The sequence below is a fragment of the Dehalogenimonas sp. THU2 genome (genome assembly GCF_039749495.1).
Classification (GTDB): domain Bacteria; phylum Chloroflexota; class Dehalococcoidia; order Dehalococcoidales; family Dehalococcoidaceae; genus Dehalogenimonas.
This window is the reverse complement of the sequence record NZ_JBDLLU010000012.1, coordinates 59,953-75,939: the sequence shown is the minus strand read 5'-3', so window position 1 is coordinate 75,939 and position 15,987 is coordinate 59,953. Positions and strand designations below refer to the sequence as shown.

Genomic DNA, 15,987 nt, shown 5'->3' with positions numbered 1-15,987 from the left:
TGCCGCCGCTGAGGAGGTTGAGGCCAGCCAGTGATGTCGGGGACAAGGTAGCGGTAGCCGTAGCGCCTGATCCACCGCCGCCTGAGAACGAAACGCTGGGGGCGGTGGTGTATCCACTACCGCTGTTAGTAAGCGTTAGACCACCTATGGATGATGGGCTTAAGATAGCGGTTGCCATTGAAGCGTTTTTTCGTCAAGACAGTACAAACGCAACAAACTTGTATCGATACCTTGGAAATCACCGATACTATGTTTGAATGTGATTTGAATACTCTTGTTGAATTGGGAAACCCGTTTTTCAGAATCCTTCATCGTTGCTGTCAATTCAAAAAGGCTTACCATCTTCATGCCCGGGGAGTATTCGGTGCCAAATTCCGTAATTTGTATTTCAACTGTTGAGTCAACCGCACCTTTGGGGATGGAAAGTGAAATATTGCCGGAAGCAGATGAAACAACGGCATTTTCGTCCGGAGTCACGAGTGCGGTAGAGATCATGGGCGGTGACTGCTGGATTGGCGCCTGAGGTGCTGAAGTCGGTATCCAGGCAGGTATCGATAACGAAGGCTGGGGCGGTATTACCGCGGTGGATGCATCAATTTCGATAGTGGTTGGACCGAGGTAGACAATTAATAACAGCGACACCAGAGAACAGATAAAATTACGAAATGATGGTTTTGCCCAACCTACTATTCTTTTCACCGGTGCATCTCCTTTTTTACTAACGGTACGGGGTTTATCGCGTTTTCACTAATCCAAAATGATACGATGATGAGACTATAGATGAATGGCTCTTACCAGATTCTTACCAGAATGATCATAAAATCTTTTGGTTACAGCAATTGTGGTTCTAGCTATAGCCCCTCAGCTCCACTTTTCATTTTGACTCCGAACCCCGCCGCACACCCACCGATTTCCCCTAAACGCCCACCCCCCTTGACACCGCCCCAACCGACGCCTAAAATATTCAAGCATAGACCACAATAATCGGGCTGAATAGCCGGGAGAACGATGGGAAGTCCCCCCCCCGAGGACTTCCTTTTGCTTTTCTCCCAGATGGACATTAGCAACACAGTGATTCAAGCGCTTTTCTACGGCGGCGCGGCATTAATGCTGCTTGCCGCCCCTGATATATACGTAGTTATATGCTCGTAATCGAAAACCGGAACAGCCGCCTCAACTATAGAAATTTATTTATTTCAAAAACCCGCCAAAATCCCATTGACAATTCCGCCCCCGCCCCTTATCATTATCCCATGAATATAGAGAACACCAGTACAGAATTGTTTCCACAAAATGAATCGGTACCACCACCACCGTCGGGGCGGTTAGCCCGGCAATCAGAACACGCGCACGCGGTTTTTTCCGGAACCGGGATTCGATTCAAATATCGAATCTCACGTTTAGCCCAAAGCTAAGCGCCGGAATTGTTTTATGAATTATTATTTTTGGCGCAACGGATGTCGCCGCAACTACTACGTAACACTCATCAACAACCGGGTTCGCCCGCCGAACACGTTTTAACAACTGAATACCCCGGCATGCCGTTTCGCGGCGGAAAATAAGAGGGGCGCCCCTTTCGGGACGCCCCTGCGTTGCCAACTGCGTGGCGCTAATGCACCGAGCAGGAGATACACGGATCGTAGGCGCGAACCAGCATCTCCAGGGTGTGCCGGATCTCGTCCTCCGGTTTTTCCAGGATGGTCGGCGCCAGGGCGTCGAAATCCTTCTGGATGGAGAGATGGTTCTGGCCTGTTGGGATGATGCAGTTGGCCGAGACGATGTTGCCGGCCTCATCATAGGTGTAGTCATGGATGAGCAGGCCGCGGGGCGCCTCGACGATGCCCACGCCGCGGCCGGCGCGGGGTTTGACCTTGACCTCTTCTTCATGGAGGCCGCGAGCCAGCAGCTTGTCGATGATGTTGATAGCGTCTTCCATGGCGTGCACCGTCTCCACGGTCTGGGCCACCGAGATGAAGAACGGATTGTGGATGGGGGCTTTCATGCCCAGTTCCTTGGCGGCCTTCTTGGCCCGGGGCAGAAGCTGCTCCGAGTTGAGGTTGAAGCGGGACAGCGCGCCCACCATGTAGGAGTCCCGGCTGTGCTTGGCGAACTTGGACGATGAATGGGGAACGCAGAACTCGTTGGTGATCTGCTTGTAGTCCACCAGGTCGAAGGTGCCGCCGTCGGACGACGCGATCTTGCCGGTGATGAAGGAATATTCCTTGGGGTCTTTCAGGGCGATGTATTCGGTCGGCCGCTGGAAATCCGGGATCATCGGGGCGACAGACTTGACCACCGCCACCATGGTGTCCATGTCTTCCATGGCTTTCTCCAGGCGCTCGCGGATGGCCTTCAATTCGTCGACATCGGGCAGCTTGCTCCAGCCGCCGACGATGGGGGTGATGGGATGAGTCTTGCGGCCAGCCAGTACCTCGGCCAGGTTGTAGGCCAGTTTCTTCAGGCGCACCGCCATGACGATGATATCGCCGTGGGTGGCTACCAGCGGGATGACCGAATCGGCGCCCAGGAAGTCCGGGGCGATAAGGAACAGCACGTGCAGCACGTGGCTTTCCAGCATTTCAGCGTCGTACAGGAGCTTCCGGAGGAGCCAGGCCTGTTCGGTCAGCTTGATGCCGAAGGCGGACTCGGTGGCCTGCAGGGAGGCGGTGGTGTGAGAGATGGAACAGATGCCGCAGATGCGGGAAGAGATGGTGGACACGTCATCATAATTACGGCCCTTGAGCATCCACTCGAAGAACCGCGGGGACTCGGTGACTTCCCACAGCACCCGGTCCAGCTTGCCGTCGGTGGCCTCCAGGTGGATGTTGCCGTGACCCTCGACGCGGGTCAGTTGGTTTACCTTGATCTTTAGCTCTGACATTTGGAAACCTCCGAATAGGAGTTGTAAATCTTGAACCGTTCCAGTATCTGGTCGATGGTGAGGCCGTAGCGGGCCAGGATGTCTTTCTCGGAATTGGTGTTGGGATCATCGACCAGGCCGCGACAGCCCCAACAGAACCGCCCGGAACTGACGCACAGCGCCTCGCAGCCGCCGCGGGTGACCGGTCCGATGCAGGTGCCGCCGCGCTGAAAGACGCAGACGTTGCCGGCGATACGGCATTCGGTGCACACCGGGTAGTTGGGCAGGTCGGGGCGTTTGCCGAGGAGCAATGATTTCACCACGTTGACGAACTCGGCGGTGGTCGGCGGGCAGCCGCGGATGTAGGCGTCCACCGGCACCACGGCACTCACCGGGCGGGCCGGGATGGTGTTGTAGTATTCGGCGCATTCCCCGTAAACCCCCTTGAGGAGGTCTTCCATGGGGTAGGCATTCTTCATGCAGTTGACGCCGCCGGTGCAGGCGCAGGCACCCAGGGCGACCAGCACTTTAGCCTGGGCGCGGATAGCCTGAATGCGCGGGATTTCAGATTCCTTGGTGATGGAGCCCTCGATGAAGGCGATGTCGTAATCGTCGGAGCGGTCGGTCTTGACCTCACGGAAGTTGACGATGTCCACGGCGCCTAAAAGTCCCAATACCTCGCCGACATCCAGGTTCAGCGCGTCCAGCTGGCAACCTTCGCAGCTGGTGAAGTCGAAAAATGCCACTTTAGGTTTCATTAGATGGCCTCCCTTAAAGTCCGTAGCCGGGTCATACTGAAGACCGGGCCTTCCTGGCAGACATAGACGCCGTTGATCTGGCAGTTGCCGCACTTGCCGACGCCGCATTTCATTTTGCGCTCCAGGGAAACGATGATGTTGTCGTCAGCCATGTCGCGCTTCTTGAGTTCGTTGATGACGAAACGGTACATGATCGGCGGGCCGACCACCACCGCGACGGTGCGCTTAGGATCGAACTGGATCTTCGGGATGAGCGTGGTGATGACGCCCACGTTGCCCGTCCAGTTCTCATCGCCCTTATCGACTGTCTCCATGAAAGTGACGTCCGGGGCGGCGGCCCATTCCGCCATATCGTCGGCGAAGACCCGCTCCGCCGGCGATCGGGCGCCGAAGAGAAGGTTGATCTTGCCGTAGGACTCGCGACGGTCGAGGACGTACTGGATGAGGGAGCGCAGCGGGAATATACCGATGCCGCCGGCGATGAAGAGCAGATCTTTGCCTTCCATCTGTTCCAGCGGGAAGCCGTTGCCGAAGGGGCCGCGGATGCCCACCGGGGCGCCGGCTTCGAGCCGGTGCAGGGCGCCGGTGACGTTGCCGACGTTTCTGACCGCCACCTCGAAGGTGTGGTCCCTGGTCGGCGAAGAGGTCAGTGAGATCGGCGACTCGCCGATACCGAAGACATATACCTCGACGAACTGGCCCGGCCGGTGGCCGAGGGCCGTGCCGTCCTTGAGTTTGAACTCCAAAAGCTTCTCGCGGCCGGAAAGCGCCGTAACCTTTTCAATGTTGGCCAGGTGGGGCAGGTAAAGCTCCGGCTCAGGGCGGGTGTTAGTGATGGTGCGCCGCGCTTTTTCCTTGGTCTTTTCACTGGCGGCGATGGCGTTGTAAGCCTCCAGCGGGCTGGCGATCTCAGCCAGGCAGGTGACGGAGCAGCGGCCGCAGCCGACACAGCCGAACTTGCCGTAGCGGTCCAGGATATACTTGCCCTTGTGGTACATGCGGTGGCGGAAGCGACTCATCTTGTCACCGCGGAAGTTGGCGCCCGCGGCGACCTTGGAGAAGTCCACCAGCATGCAGCCATCCGGCTTCCTGACCCGCTCGCCGTCGACCATGTTCAGGGAGACGTCGTCCTGGACATCGAAGCAAAAGCAAGTGGGGCAGACCATGATGCAGGAGCCGCAGTTGAGACAACTCTCGGAGCGGGACAACCAATAGGGGTTATCGTAATTGTTTTCCAGCAGATGCGGGATCTTCTCACGCGGCATATCCAGGAAGAGGCGGTACTTGGATAGCGCTTCTTCTCGCACCTGTTTCTGGCGGGCTGTTTCGGCCACTGTCGGCTCCCGCACCTGGGCGTATTTGGCCAGCACCTGGGCGCCGGCTTCGGAACCCACTGTGACCATGTAGCTGGCGTTGCCGATGTCGGTCAGCAGCAAATCGAAACCACTCTCAGCGACATGGGAGCTCATGCTAGGAGCGAAGGAGTTAGGCAGTGGGGTGAGCACATCCACGCCGATGATCAGGGTATTCTGGCGGCGAGCGGTGTAATTGGGGTCCGGGTTTCCGGTCATGAAGACTTCATCGAGCAGGTTTATGGCGTTGATGTCATCCGGATGAACCCCGATTAGAACGCGGGGGGTGGTGTCGGTTACCGGCGTGATCTCCGGGTTGTCGCCCATCTTGTAGCGCAGGATGGTTTCGCAGGCGGGGATGAAAAAGGCGGAAGGCGGGTTGACGGTGACGTCATAATCCAGCGTCAGGTCGTCGAAGCTCTTGATCTTGTCGAAGCTGAATTTGCCCTGTTTCGCCTTGACGCCGATAGCCTGGCGTTCCTTGATCAGGCTGTTGACCAGGTTTTTGAGGCTGTCGCGGCTGATGACGAAGGTGGTCTGGGGGATGATCTTGCTTGGGGCTGCTTTGGCTTTGATCTGGATGGAAGCGATTTTTTGCTTGGAGGCGGCGGATTTGATGGTGTCCTTGACCAGTTGGGCCAGGTCCTGAGGCGAGACCGGCTTGACCAGGTAGTCTACCGCGCCCTGTCTCAAGGCTTCCGTGGCTGATTCCACAGATGGGTGGTCGGTGGTGACGATGGTCTGGAGCCAGGGACGCTTGACCTTGACTTCCCTGAGCACCCCCAGGCCGTGTTTGCCCGGCAGATGCATGTCCAGAAGCATGACGCTGAAGTCCTGGTTATCGATCAGGTTCAGGGCTTCTTCCCCGGTCGAGGCGGTGGAGACACGAAAACCGGCTCCTTTGAGCCAGGTGGCGGTGTCCCTGATAGCTGGGTCGCTATCGACGATGAGTACTGAGTTTTCCGGCATGGGCTCCCCCTTAATTCGATTAGTCGCCGCAGTGAGATGTGTCGCTGGAAGTAGCCCGGTCTTCTGACCAAGCCTTAAGAAGCGCAATGAGTATATCATAAGTCCTAGTACTTGGCTAGTGTTTTGTTGGGGAATAACCGGCGAATATTCCGGGAATATTCCGTATTAGCTTGAACGAAATTTGGCAGTATAAGTATGATCCCCCTGGTTGATTTCCTCGAAATTACGGCATAGTTCTGCCGATTCGAAGGAGAGTCTGCAACGAAGCATCGGGAATGCCTTTGCCCGTTCTTGAGAGCTATGCTATATTCTATCATCATTCTATGATTTCTAGATTTAAGGTAATTCCCGGTGGGTCTGTCACCTCTGCTGCCGGTTTCAGCGCAGGGGTAGTTGCCGCGGGTATAAAAAGCGCTTTAAACGCTCCTGATCTGGCGCTCGTCATCTCCGATCGGCCGGCTAACGCCGCGGCCGTTTTTACCCTCAACCAGTTTCGGGCGGCGCCGGTGGTTTTGTCGGAGGAACATCTACGGTTCGGGCAGGCGCGCGCTATCATCGTCAACGCCGGTTGCGCCAATGCCGGTACCGGGAAGACAGGATACGAGAACGCCCGGACGATGACTGAACTTGCCGCCGACCGATTTGAGCTTGATTCCGTAACAGTCCTCGTCGCCAGCACCGGCGTCATCGGCGTCCAATTGCCCATGGAGAAAGTCAAAGCCGGCATCAAGAAGTTGATCCCGTCCGGCGATGGCGGAGCCGGTTTCGCCAGGGCGATCATGACCACCGACCTGGTGCCCAAAGAGATAGCCGTGCGCTCTCCGGAGTACGGTTTTACCGTCGGCGGCTGCGCTAAGGGCTCCGGGATGATCCATCCGGATATGGCCACTATGCTTGCTTTTATTACCACTGACGTGAGCATCGACGGGAAAATGCTGCGGGACGAACTCCACAAAGCGGTTGATAAGTCATTCAATGTCATTTCTGTCGATGGTGATACCTCTACCAACGACAGCGTCTTTCTATTGGCGAACGGCGCATCCGGGATTGAATTGAAAGATGGGGATGGCGCTTATCACGCGTTTGTTCATACGCTTGAATATGTCTGCATTCACCTGGCGAAAGCTATCGCCCGAGATGGCGAAGGCGCCACCAAGCTCATAGAATTGACTGTAACCGGTGCGTATTCGGTAGCGGATGCTCGCAAGGTTATCAGGACGGTACTGTCTTCTCCTCTGGTTAAAACAGCAGTTTACGGCGCCGATCCTAATTGGGGACGGATCGTGGCGGCGGCCGGTCGCAGTGGAGCGTATTTCGAACTCGAAAAGGTGAGTTTGACGTTCGGTGGGATCTGCGTATTGGCCGGTGGAACACCGCAGCCGTTTGATAAAAAGGAAGCCTCGACACGATTACGGCAGTCTGATGTTTTCATTGAACTCGATCTGGGACTGGGGCAAGCATCAGCAACCGGTTGGGGCTGCGATATGAGTGAGGAATATATCAGGATAAACGCTGACTATACGACCTGATGTTCAGGGTTTGGCATTTTCATCGGATAAGGAAAGGCATCGAAATCGTCGATTGGCCGACCCAACCTTGATCAAGGATCAAACCCGGAGATCGAAGCACCAGGGACAACATAATGAATAAAACCATCGTAATCAAATTAGGCGGGTCGGTGCTGGGCAGTCGCGATACATCCCTTGAAGATGTTGCCCGTTTGAAGCGGGAGGGCTGGCGCCCGGTGGTCGTCCATGGCGGGGGAGCTGTGGTCAACAGCTGGCTGGACCGCCTCGGCTTGCCTACCAGGCTAGTCACGGGTGAGCGGGTAACCGATAAGGAGAGTCTGGCAGTGGTGACCGCGGTCCTCTCGGGATTGGTCAACAAGGAAACCACAGCTATGCTTCTTGACCTCGGCGTAAAAGCGGTGGGGTTGTCCGGCGTTGATGGCGGTCTTATTCATGGCAAGGCACGCGGTGCTGATTGGGGATTTATGGGCGACGCGACGCGTGTCGATCCGACGGTCATTATAGCACTACAGGATAATGACATGGTGCCGGTGATCTCCCCGGTCTCCTTGAATGACGACAACGATCCGGTACGACTGCTCAATATCAACGGTGATCCGGTGGCCGGGGAACTGGCCGCGGCACTGCAGGCTGGGCGCCTGGTTTTCCTCACCGATGTGCCCGGTATCAAAGATTCGGACGGCAATCTTATCAAATCGATCAGCGCGCGGGATGCTGAGGCCTTGGTTAACACCGGCGTTGCGACAGGGGGCATGATACCCAAGATCCGCGCTGCCCGGCGGGCCAGTGCCGCGGGCACCGTCACCAGCATCGTCGATGGAAAAGAACCGCATATCCTTTATAATGAGGTGGTTCAGGGTGGAACCGGGACCTCGATCATCGCTTAGATAAAGAGGGAGCCATATTATGAACTGGGTGGAGCAGGAAAAAAAATATTTCATGAGCACGGTTGAGCGGGCGCCGCTAGCCATCGTCAAGGGCGAGGGCAGCTATGTTTGGGATGAACACGGCCGGCGTTACCTGGATTTTGTAGCCGGGTGGGCGGTGAATTCCCTGGGTCATTGTCACCCGGCTGTCGTGGAAGCGGTGCGCCGTCAGGTAGGCGAGCTTATACAGACGTCGAATCACTACTATACTCTCCCCCAATTACAATTGGCTGAGATACTCATCGAAAATAGCTCACTCGACAAGATATTCCTTTGCAACTCCGGCGCTGAAGCTTCGGAAGGAGCGGTCAAGCTGGCGCGACGTTACGGTAAGCTGCATCTCGGCGGCGCCTACGAAGTCATCACCACCACGGGGTCTTTTCACGGGCGGACGCTGGCGATGGTGTCGGCATCGGGGCAACTAAAGTACCAGCAGCCGTACACCCCGCTGCCTTCGGGCTTTATCAATGTGGAGTTCAACAGTATCGAGGCCATCAAACAGGCTACCACCGATACTGTATGCGCCGTGATGCTGGAACCGGTGCAGGGTGAAGGCGGAGTGAATGTGCCGTCCCCGGGCTATCTCAAGGAAGTTCGCCAGTGGTGTGACGAAAAAGGGATTGTATTGATCCTGGACGAGATACAGACTGGTATCGGCCGGGCAGGCGCGTTATTTGCCCACCAGCTTTACGGGATTGAACCGGATGTCATGGCCCTGGCTAAAGGCCTGGGAGGCGGGTTGCCCATCGGAGCCATTATGGCCAAGAATAAATTTTCGGTTTTTTCGGCTGGGGAGCATGGTTCGACCTTCGGCGGCAACCCCGTTACCTGCGCCGCTGCCTACGCCACCATCAAGTTCATGATAGATAATGACGTACCTCGTAACGCCCACGAGATGGGGCAATATTTGGTAGAAAGACTTACCGAACTTAAGAGAAAACATCCCGCCCTCATCACTGAAGTGCGGGGAAAAGGTTTGCTTACGGCAGTTCAATTCCAACGGGATGTCGCAAAAGATCTGGCGCGCAGATGTCTGGAGAGCGGTCTTTTGGTCAATGACGTCAAACCCAATGCGTTGAGACTGATGCCGGCACTTACTATCACTCAAAAGGAGATCGATGAAGCAGTAGAATCGTTGAATACCGCCATCGTTCGCCTGGAGTCGTGTGAAATCGGGTAATTCCATTTCATGTTGATCGCGTTATTCTTCCTCATACTACTTGGTGTTCTGGTAAGTTTGAGTTGGCAGACACCCGAACCTGGTGTGATGAGACAGGCACGGGGCGGCACGGCACTACCAGCTGGTACGCCGGCTGAAATACCTCAACCTGTCCGCGACGACGCCATGGCAACAGCTAAAATGCTACACCGGCGCAACCGGACCAAACAACTCAGTCTGGCCGCCGACATGCTGGCCACGTACCGGGCGCTGCGGGATACCGATATCTTAGTCTTGTTTAATTCCGGCGGCTATGGCTGGACTTCCCTGGAAAAAGCTTCCGGCTACGCCTCCATCGTAAACGCTATCGAATCACACCTGTCATCGCGCGGCTGTGCCGTGACCGTCCTCAGCTATCAGCGTGCTTACAGAACTCTCCGGGGCTATATCAGTGAGATATTGAACTCCGGAGCCAGGTCCATCGCCAAGCCGAAGGAACTGACGCAACGGCTGCGATTTTTATGGCGCTATCTGCCGGATTTGAGAATACTCATGACCGCCGAAAGCAACGGCACCGTAATGTCTAATCAGGTGATGCGTCTGTTACCCGATGAACCGCGGTTGTTCAGCATAGAATTGGGACCGCCATTCTGGTATGACAGCCTAACGACCGAACGCATTCTTAATCTTAGAAGCAACGGTAAAGTGCCGGATGCCTTCAGCTACGGTCACTGGCGACGTGCTTTTAAAGCTAATTTCGATGCTTTACGGGGTAAGGGCAGACAAGCCGCCGGCAACATTTTGCTGTATATCGGTGCGCCTGGGCATGACTATAATTGGCACGATTACCCCTTGATACGGGAGAAAGTGGCCCAATTTCTCGAAGAACATCTTGATGGATGTTGAACCACCACGATTCAGGTTCGGGCATTAGTGCCTCGAATAGTAACTGTTAATCCTCCGTAAATTGACGGGAAATCTTTCCGGTTAACTCCTTTGACAAGGACATCGGATGGATTCACTGTCTGATAATTAAATCATCAGAATGGTTGTATGTGTCCTTGCTAAAAATTCTAGTTCGGGGTACACTAATGGACATTTTTCAATATATAAGAGTTAATTGGAAATAATCAATTGTCGGAAACTGACCTACCTCCAGGCAACCTTAAGGGGTTGTTTTCGCGACCTTTATTCAGACGCTTTCCACCAGGTGTCTGGTTGGTCACGCTTATTGGCATTCTGAACTCAGCCGGGTTCTCCTTAACGCTGCCATTTCTTTCACTTTACCTGCATCAACAACGTGATATCCCGATGACAGTGGTGGGGTTGTTTATCCTGGTCAGCGGCCTGGTCGCGGCTGCGGCGCAGATGTACGCCGGAATGCTATCCGATCGGTTTGGACGACGGCCGCTTATTCTCTGGAGCATGTCTCTCGGTTGTGCTATCTATATCGTCATGGCTGTACTAGTGAGCATCGACGCGCCGGTGTGGAGTATCGTGGGCTCATACATCCTCGTGCGTTGCGGGCTAATGGCAGCACGCCCAGCCACCTCGGCGCTCGTTGTCGATCTTATGCCTAAAGGGCGTCTTGCCGAAGGTTATGGTCTGCTGCGTATGGGCCAAAACTTAGGGTTTGGATTCGGGCCGGTCATCGGAGGATATTTCTGGCTAGTCGCCTCGTATGCGTGGTTGTTCGGTGTCGCCGCGGTCATCAGCGGCATCGCATTGGCGGTAACCTATTTCAATCTTAAAGAGAGCTCCGCCACTTTCAATCCCGAAAAAATATCGTTAGGTGCGATATTGACTACCGCGCGAGATCGGACTTTCCTTGGGTTCACTCTTATCAGCATTATCGCTTTTATGGGGTTGGGTCAGTTCATCAGCACACTCTCCGTCTATACCGTTGATCGAATCGGTTTCACCACGATCCAGTATGGCTCGTTATTAACGCTGAACGCTGTCCTGGTAGTGGCGCTTCAGTATCCCGCAGCACGGTGGGTGGGCAAGATGAACCACGCCAGAGCACTATTCATCGGGATGATGGTGTATGCCGTCGGGTATTTGTCACTGGGACTCGTGGGGCCGTATGGATTAGCCCTGATGGCGATGGGAATAATTACGTTGGGAGAAATCCTGTTTTCACCGGTAAGCATGACAGTGGTAGCAGAGCTTTCACCTCCCAGTTGGCGCGGACGATACCAGGGATTTTATGGATTAGCAGAGACATTGGGTATATCGCTGGGACCGACATTGGGTGGCGCTTTGCTGGATAGGACGGCCCCGGACGGTCAAATGAGCCTATGGGCACCGATCGCCGCGGTTATCATGTTAGCAGGATTTGCCTTTTACAAGTGGGGTAAACAACGCTATCGAACACCGGGCATAACCTAGGGAAAAAATTATTCATTACTTTTACATTTGGAATAACTTTAGCAATGATGGCATCATATCAGGTTAGACTTCACATAGTTGATTGCCGAATAGTACGATAGTATGGGGCACCCGGATTTCTGTTGACAGTCCATCACTAGCAGGATAAAGTGGAGGCGTGACTTTTAATAACCGGAAGGGTGGAACCACGGTTACCATATGAAAAATCAGTCGGTGAGTATAAGTGGGGCTCACTTTCGCACTTTGGCTGAATTGGTGCCGAACCTTGTTTTTGTATTACGGGCAGGAAAAGTCGTTTACGCGAACCGGAAGTTTCAGATTATTTCAGGATACTGCATCGGAGGTTCGAACTTAGGGGATTTTGATATTATTACCATGTTCGCCGAAGAATTCCGAACGGCGGTAATAGAAGATTTGAACCAAAGTATGGCTGGGATAATTCCGGCACCCCGCGAATGTCGAATCATGACCTGTGGTGGTGTGGAATTGCCCGCCCTTCTGGAACTGGGAAGTCTCGGCAAAAAAAATCAAGGTGAACTGTTGGGGATCCTGACCGATATCAGCGCACAGAAGCGAGCGGAAGATGAGAAACGAAGACTGGAAGATCAGGCGCACTTGGCTGCACATCTTGCCAGTATCGGAGAAATGGCCTCCGGTATCGCTCACGAGATCAATAATCCGTTGACCGGAGTTATCGGTTTCGCTCAGTTGCTTTCGCAACGGCAGATACCGGATGACATTCGTGATGAAGTCCGCATAATTAACGAGGGTGCCCAACGGGTAGCTGGTATCGTACGGCGCCTTTTGACTTTCGCCCGGCCCCGTCATCCGGTGCGGGAATATACCGATATTAACAAGCTCGTTCTGGCGACGCTGGAGCTTCAAGCATACGAATTCATGAGCAACGATATTAAAGTGGTCACTGATTTGGCAGCGGACTTACCGAGGGTGCTGACTGATGCATCCCAAATACAACAAGTCTTTCTTAACATCACCATTAATGCTCTGACTGAGATGAAGACAAAAGACCCTCCGAACAGACTTAAGGTAAAAACAGAAATCAGCGGCAAAAAGGTTGTTATCATTTTTAAAGATACCGGACCGGGCATAAAAGGTGAAAACCTGAAACGGATTTTCGATCCGTTTTTCACTACTCGTGAAGTCGGGCAGGGCACCGGGCTCGGGTTATCTGTCTGTCATGGTATCGTGACACAGAACGAGGGGCGAATCTATGCTGAGAGTGTATACGGACAAGGCGCTACGTTCACCGTCGAATTACCGGTTGATTTGGTCGACGCCACCGAGAACTAAACGAGAGTCTTGAAATTATAAAATAATAATTACTCCTGTGTCAGATCTTTAATCTAAGTGGCTTATTTTTTGAGAAAATAACCAGTTCCTGATTTTGTCACCACGCTGTCTTTAACGCCGATCTCAGCTAACTTCTGACGTAGATTCCTGATGTGTACCCTGATGGAATTCGCCGCGTCCGGGACCAGTTCTCCCCAAATAGTTATAGCAAGCGCCTGATGGGACACCGGTTTTCCGTTATTCTGGGCCAGGCAATATAAGATTTTTCCCTCGGTCGTCGTGAGTTTAATACTGTGCCCGCCACAGCTCACCTGGCGCCGTGAGGCAGAAAAATGGAAGGGTCCGATAGTGACAGGGGTGCTGCCATCACTGACATGTTGACGGCGCAGGAGGGCTTTAGCCCGGGAGACGAATTCCATCTGCCTGAAAGGCTTGGTGATGTAATCATCAGCGCCCAGTTCAAGACCGCGGACAACATCTGATTCCTCGTCGCGCACGGTGAGGATGATGACCGGTACGGATGATGTCTGGCGTACTTCCTTAAGTAGTTCCAGGCCACTCTTATCCGGTAGTCCCAGGTCCAGGATGATGAGATCCGGGTTCTCTTTTTCGGCGAGCTCGATTCCTTCTTCCACCAGCCCTGTGAATATGATCCTGGCGTCCGGCCAGCTCACCTTGAGACAGAGACTGACCAATTCTACGATGGCGCTGTCGTCTTCAACGATTAAGATCCTCATGAGGTCCTCCTTATTTGTGATATGGGATTATAAAACTGAAAGTGCTGCCTTTACCCTTGGCGCTCTTAAGCCATATTTGGCCGCCATGAAGTTCGACGATCATCTTTGAAAGAACCAGTCCGAGTCCTAAACCGCTCAGGCGACTTTTTTCCGAAGTTTGACCTCGGTGGTAGGGCTGGAAGATATATGGCAGATCAGCGGCTTCGATGCCTGAGCCAGAATCTTTCACCGCGATAAGGGCGCCGTCTGGTTCGGCAACAGCGCTTAATTTAATACGCCCGCTCTGGCGGGTGAACTTGAACGAGTTGGCTAGCAGATTGGTAACTACCTGGCGCAACCGGTCGGGATCACCTCGCATTTGAACAGGCTGATCCGGCAGGTCCAATTCAAGATGCTGGCCACGACGTTTAGCCTCGGGACCCATGTAGTCGGCAATCTCGGACAGCAGAGACACTAGGTCGAAGTCCCGATATGCCAGTTTCAGAGTGCCGACCTCCCCCCGTGCCAAATCTAATAGTTCGTTGACGCGCTTTTCCATATTGAGAGCCCCGGTGCGGATATTACGGGCAAACCCCCGGGCGGTGTCGTCGGTCAGGTGATTTTCCAGGAAATCAGAGGCGGTCAACAGCGGAGTCAGCGGGGTCTTGAGTTCATGCACCAAAGCCCGGGTGAAGAGAATGCGTTCTTCGATCTGTTGTTTGAGAGCGGAGCTTAGTGAGTGCTCCCGTTCGTACATGGACCTGAGTTCTTCTTCGGCTTTTTGTCGCGACGCGATTTCTGCATCGAGCGCCTGGGTCCGGGCAGCTACCATACGCTCCAAATCTTGTTGGTATCGGGTAATCTCAGCCCGGATTTTTTGTTGCTCGGTAATGTCTCGAACAATGGTGATTATTCCCAGCGAATTATCGGGTCGCCTGGAAAAAGTTTGGATTACTTCGCATGGAAAAAGTTCACCACTCTTTCGTTTTTGGATCATTTCCGTGCGTAACATCGAATGACGATGGCGAATTGCGCTGGATACTTTTCGGCTGTGTTTCATATAATCAGATCGGGTCGCAAAGAGAAATTCCGGCGTCCGTCTCAAACACTCGGCGGGGGAATAGCCGTAAATCTGCTCCACTTGTTTATTGACATATTCAATGTGGCGCTCCGGACGGCGTACGATAAAGATAGTTTCTGGAAGGGAATCATTGAGTTTTTCCAAATAATCCCGGCTATTTTTTTGTTCTTCTTCCATCTCTTTACGCCGGGTGATATCTAAGGCGTAGATATTTAGATATCCATCGTTCGTGTCAGGATAAATGTTCAGGGAATATATTTGATTTCCGAATGTCGCTTCCATATTTACGGCCGTATTGGATGCATAGGTGTCACGGAGAATGTTTACCCAATGTGACGGCAGGTGGTCGCCTTGCTTTACTCCCCAGGTTAAGAGAAGTGGCGCTGAGGCTGGATTAGCGAAAATTAGTTGGCCTTCCGGAGTGGTTCTGATTACTGGATTCGGGTTGGAAATTGGATAGGTGGCCAACTGCCGGATTAAAGATTCCTGTTCTCTTCGTTTGGTAATATCCCGAACGATGGAAACGATGAATGTCCTTCCGCCCTCATTGAAGAGGCGGGCTGAGACTTCGGATGGAATCGGGCGCCCGGCTTTGGTCCTATGTACTATTTCAAAGGATCCGTGTCCTGATTCAAAAATGAGTTTCCCGGCTGATTTGTTGGCTTCATAGCTTTCTGGCGTGTTGAGGTCTTTATTGTTGAGCTTCAAGAATTCTTCTCGGGTATAGCCATAACGTTCACATGCCATCGTATTTGCTTCGACGATGTGGAAACCAGCCTCTTCACCGAGATATTCCCAAAGCAGGATGGCGTCAGTGGCTTTGTCGAATATGGTGCGATAAAGCCCGTCTTTGGTCGGGCTTGATTCACTATAATGTGTACCGCTATTGTTCATCGCCAACTTCTTAATAATTTGAACCTATTGTATGCTTTATT

12 protein-coding genes are annotated in these 15,987 nt (G+C 53.6%); 6 read left to right on the top strand and 6 right to left on the bottom strand.

Translation table 11 applies throughout. The features are described 5' to 3' along the window. Nucleotides 1-159: 159 nt before the first annotated feature. The 4 genes from ABFB09_RS07490 to ABFB09_RS07475 form a co-directional block, all read right to left on the bottom strand. Nucleotides 160-699, bottom strand: a complete 540-nt coding sequence (locus ABFB09_RS07490; protein ID WP_347000885.1) for a hypothetical protein — start codon at nucleotides 697-699, stop codon at nucleotides 160-162. A gap of 910 nt (nucleotides 700-1,609) precedes the next feature. Continuing rightward, nucleotides 1,610-2,881 (bottom strand): Ni/Fe hydrogenase subunit alpha, encoded by a 1,272-nt coding sequence (locus ABFB09_RS07485; protein WP_347000884.1) that lies wholly within the window; start codon nucleotides 2,879-2,881, stop codon nucleotides 1,610-1,612. Next, entirely contained in the window at nucleotides 2,869-3,618 is a 750-nt protein-coding gene (locus ABFB09_RS07480) for an NADH:ubiquinone oxidoreductase (protein WP_347000883.1), read from the bottom strand. The genes ABFB09_RS07485 and ABFB09_RS07480 overlap by 13 nt, the downstream gene beginning before the upstream one ends. Continuing rightward, entirely contained in the window at nucleotides 3,618-5,939 is a 2,322-nt protein-coding gene (locus tag ABFB09_RS07475) for a 4Fe-4S dicluster domain-containing protein (protein ID WP_347000882.1), read from the bottom strand. Before ABFB09_RS07475 ends, ABFB09_RS07480 begins: the two co-directional genes overlap by 1 nt. A 323-nt stretch (nucleotides 5,940-6,262) precedes the next feature. Here ABFB09_RS07475 and argJ point away from each other — a divergent pair, with 323 nt between their 5' ends. The 6 genes from argJ to ABFB09_RS07445 all read left to right on the top strand — a co-directional run bounded on the left by argJ (nucleotide 6,263) and on the right by ABFB09_RS07445 (nucleotide 13,255). Further along, entirely contained in the window at nucleotides 6,263-7,468 is a 1,206-nt protein-coding gene (gene argJ / locus ABFB09_RS07470) for a bifunctional glutamate N-acetyltransferase/amino-acid acetyltransferase ArgJ (RefSeq protein ID WP_347000881.1), read from the top strand. A gap of 113 nt (nucleotides 7,469-7,581) precedes the next feature. Further along, nucleotides 7,582-8,355, top strand: a complete 774-nt coding sequence (gene argB, locus ABFB09_RS07465) for an acetylglutamate kinase (protein ID WP_347000880.1) — start codon at nucleotides 7,582-7,584, stop codon at nucleotides 8,353-8,355. A 16-nt stretch (nucleotides 8,356-8,371) separates the two neighbouring features. Beyond that, entirely contained in the window at nucleotides 8,372-9,574 is a 1,203-nt protein-coding gene (locus ABFB09_RS07460; protein ID WP_347000888.1) for an aspartate aminotransferase family protein, read from the top strand. Between the two features lie 9 nt (nucleotides 9,575-9,583). Beyond that, a complete protein-coding gene (locus ABFB09_RS07455; RefSeq protein WP_347000879.1) occupies nucleotides 9,584-10,459 on the top strand; it encodes a hypothetical protein in 876 nt (291 codons plus the stop codon). A gap of 312 nt (nucleotides 10,460-10,771) precedes the next feature. Then, on the top strand, nucleotides 10,772-11,944 hold the full coding sequence (locus tag ABFB09_RS07450) for an MFS transporter (RefSeq protein WP_347000878.1): 1,173 nt from the start codon (nucleotides 10,772-10,774) through the stop codon (nucleotides 11,942-11,944). A gap of 198 nt (nucleotides 11,945-12,142) precedes the next feature. Beyond that, entirely contained in the window at nucleotides 12,143-13,255 is a 1,113-nt protein-coding gene (locus ABFB09_RS07445; RefSeq protein WP_347000877.1) for an ATP-binding protein, read from the top strand. A gap of 62 nt (nucleotides 13,256-13,317) precedes the next feature. Here the strand turns inward: ABFB09_RS07445 and ABFB09_RS07440 are convergent, their stop codons facing one another. Together ABFB09_RS07440 and ABFB09_RS07435 are read right to left on the bottom strand one after the other, a co-directional pair. Then, complete coding sequence (locus ABFB09_RS07440; protein ID WP_347000876.1) at nucleotides 13,318-13,992, bottom strand: response regulator transcription factor; 675 nt, start codon at nucleotides 13,990-13,992, stop codon at nucleotides 13,318-13,320. A gap of 10 nt (nucleotides 13,993-14,002) precedes the next feature. Next, a complete protein-coding gene (locus ABFB09_RS07435) occupies nucleotides 14,003-15,946 on the bottom strand; it encodes a PAS domain-containing sensor histidine kinase (RefSeq protein ID WP_347000875.1) in 1,944 nt (647 codons plus the stop codon). Nucleotides 15,947-15,987: the final 41 nt, after the last annotated feature.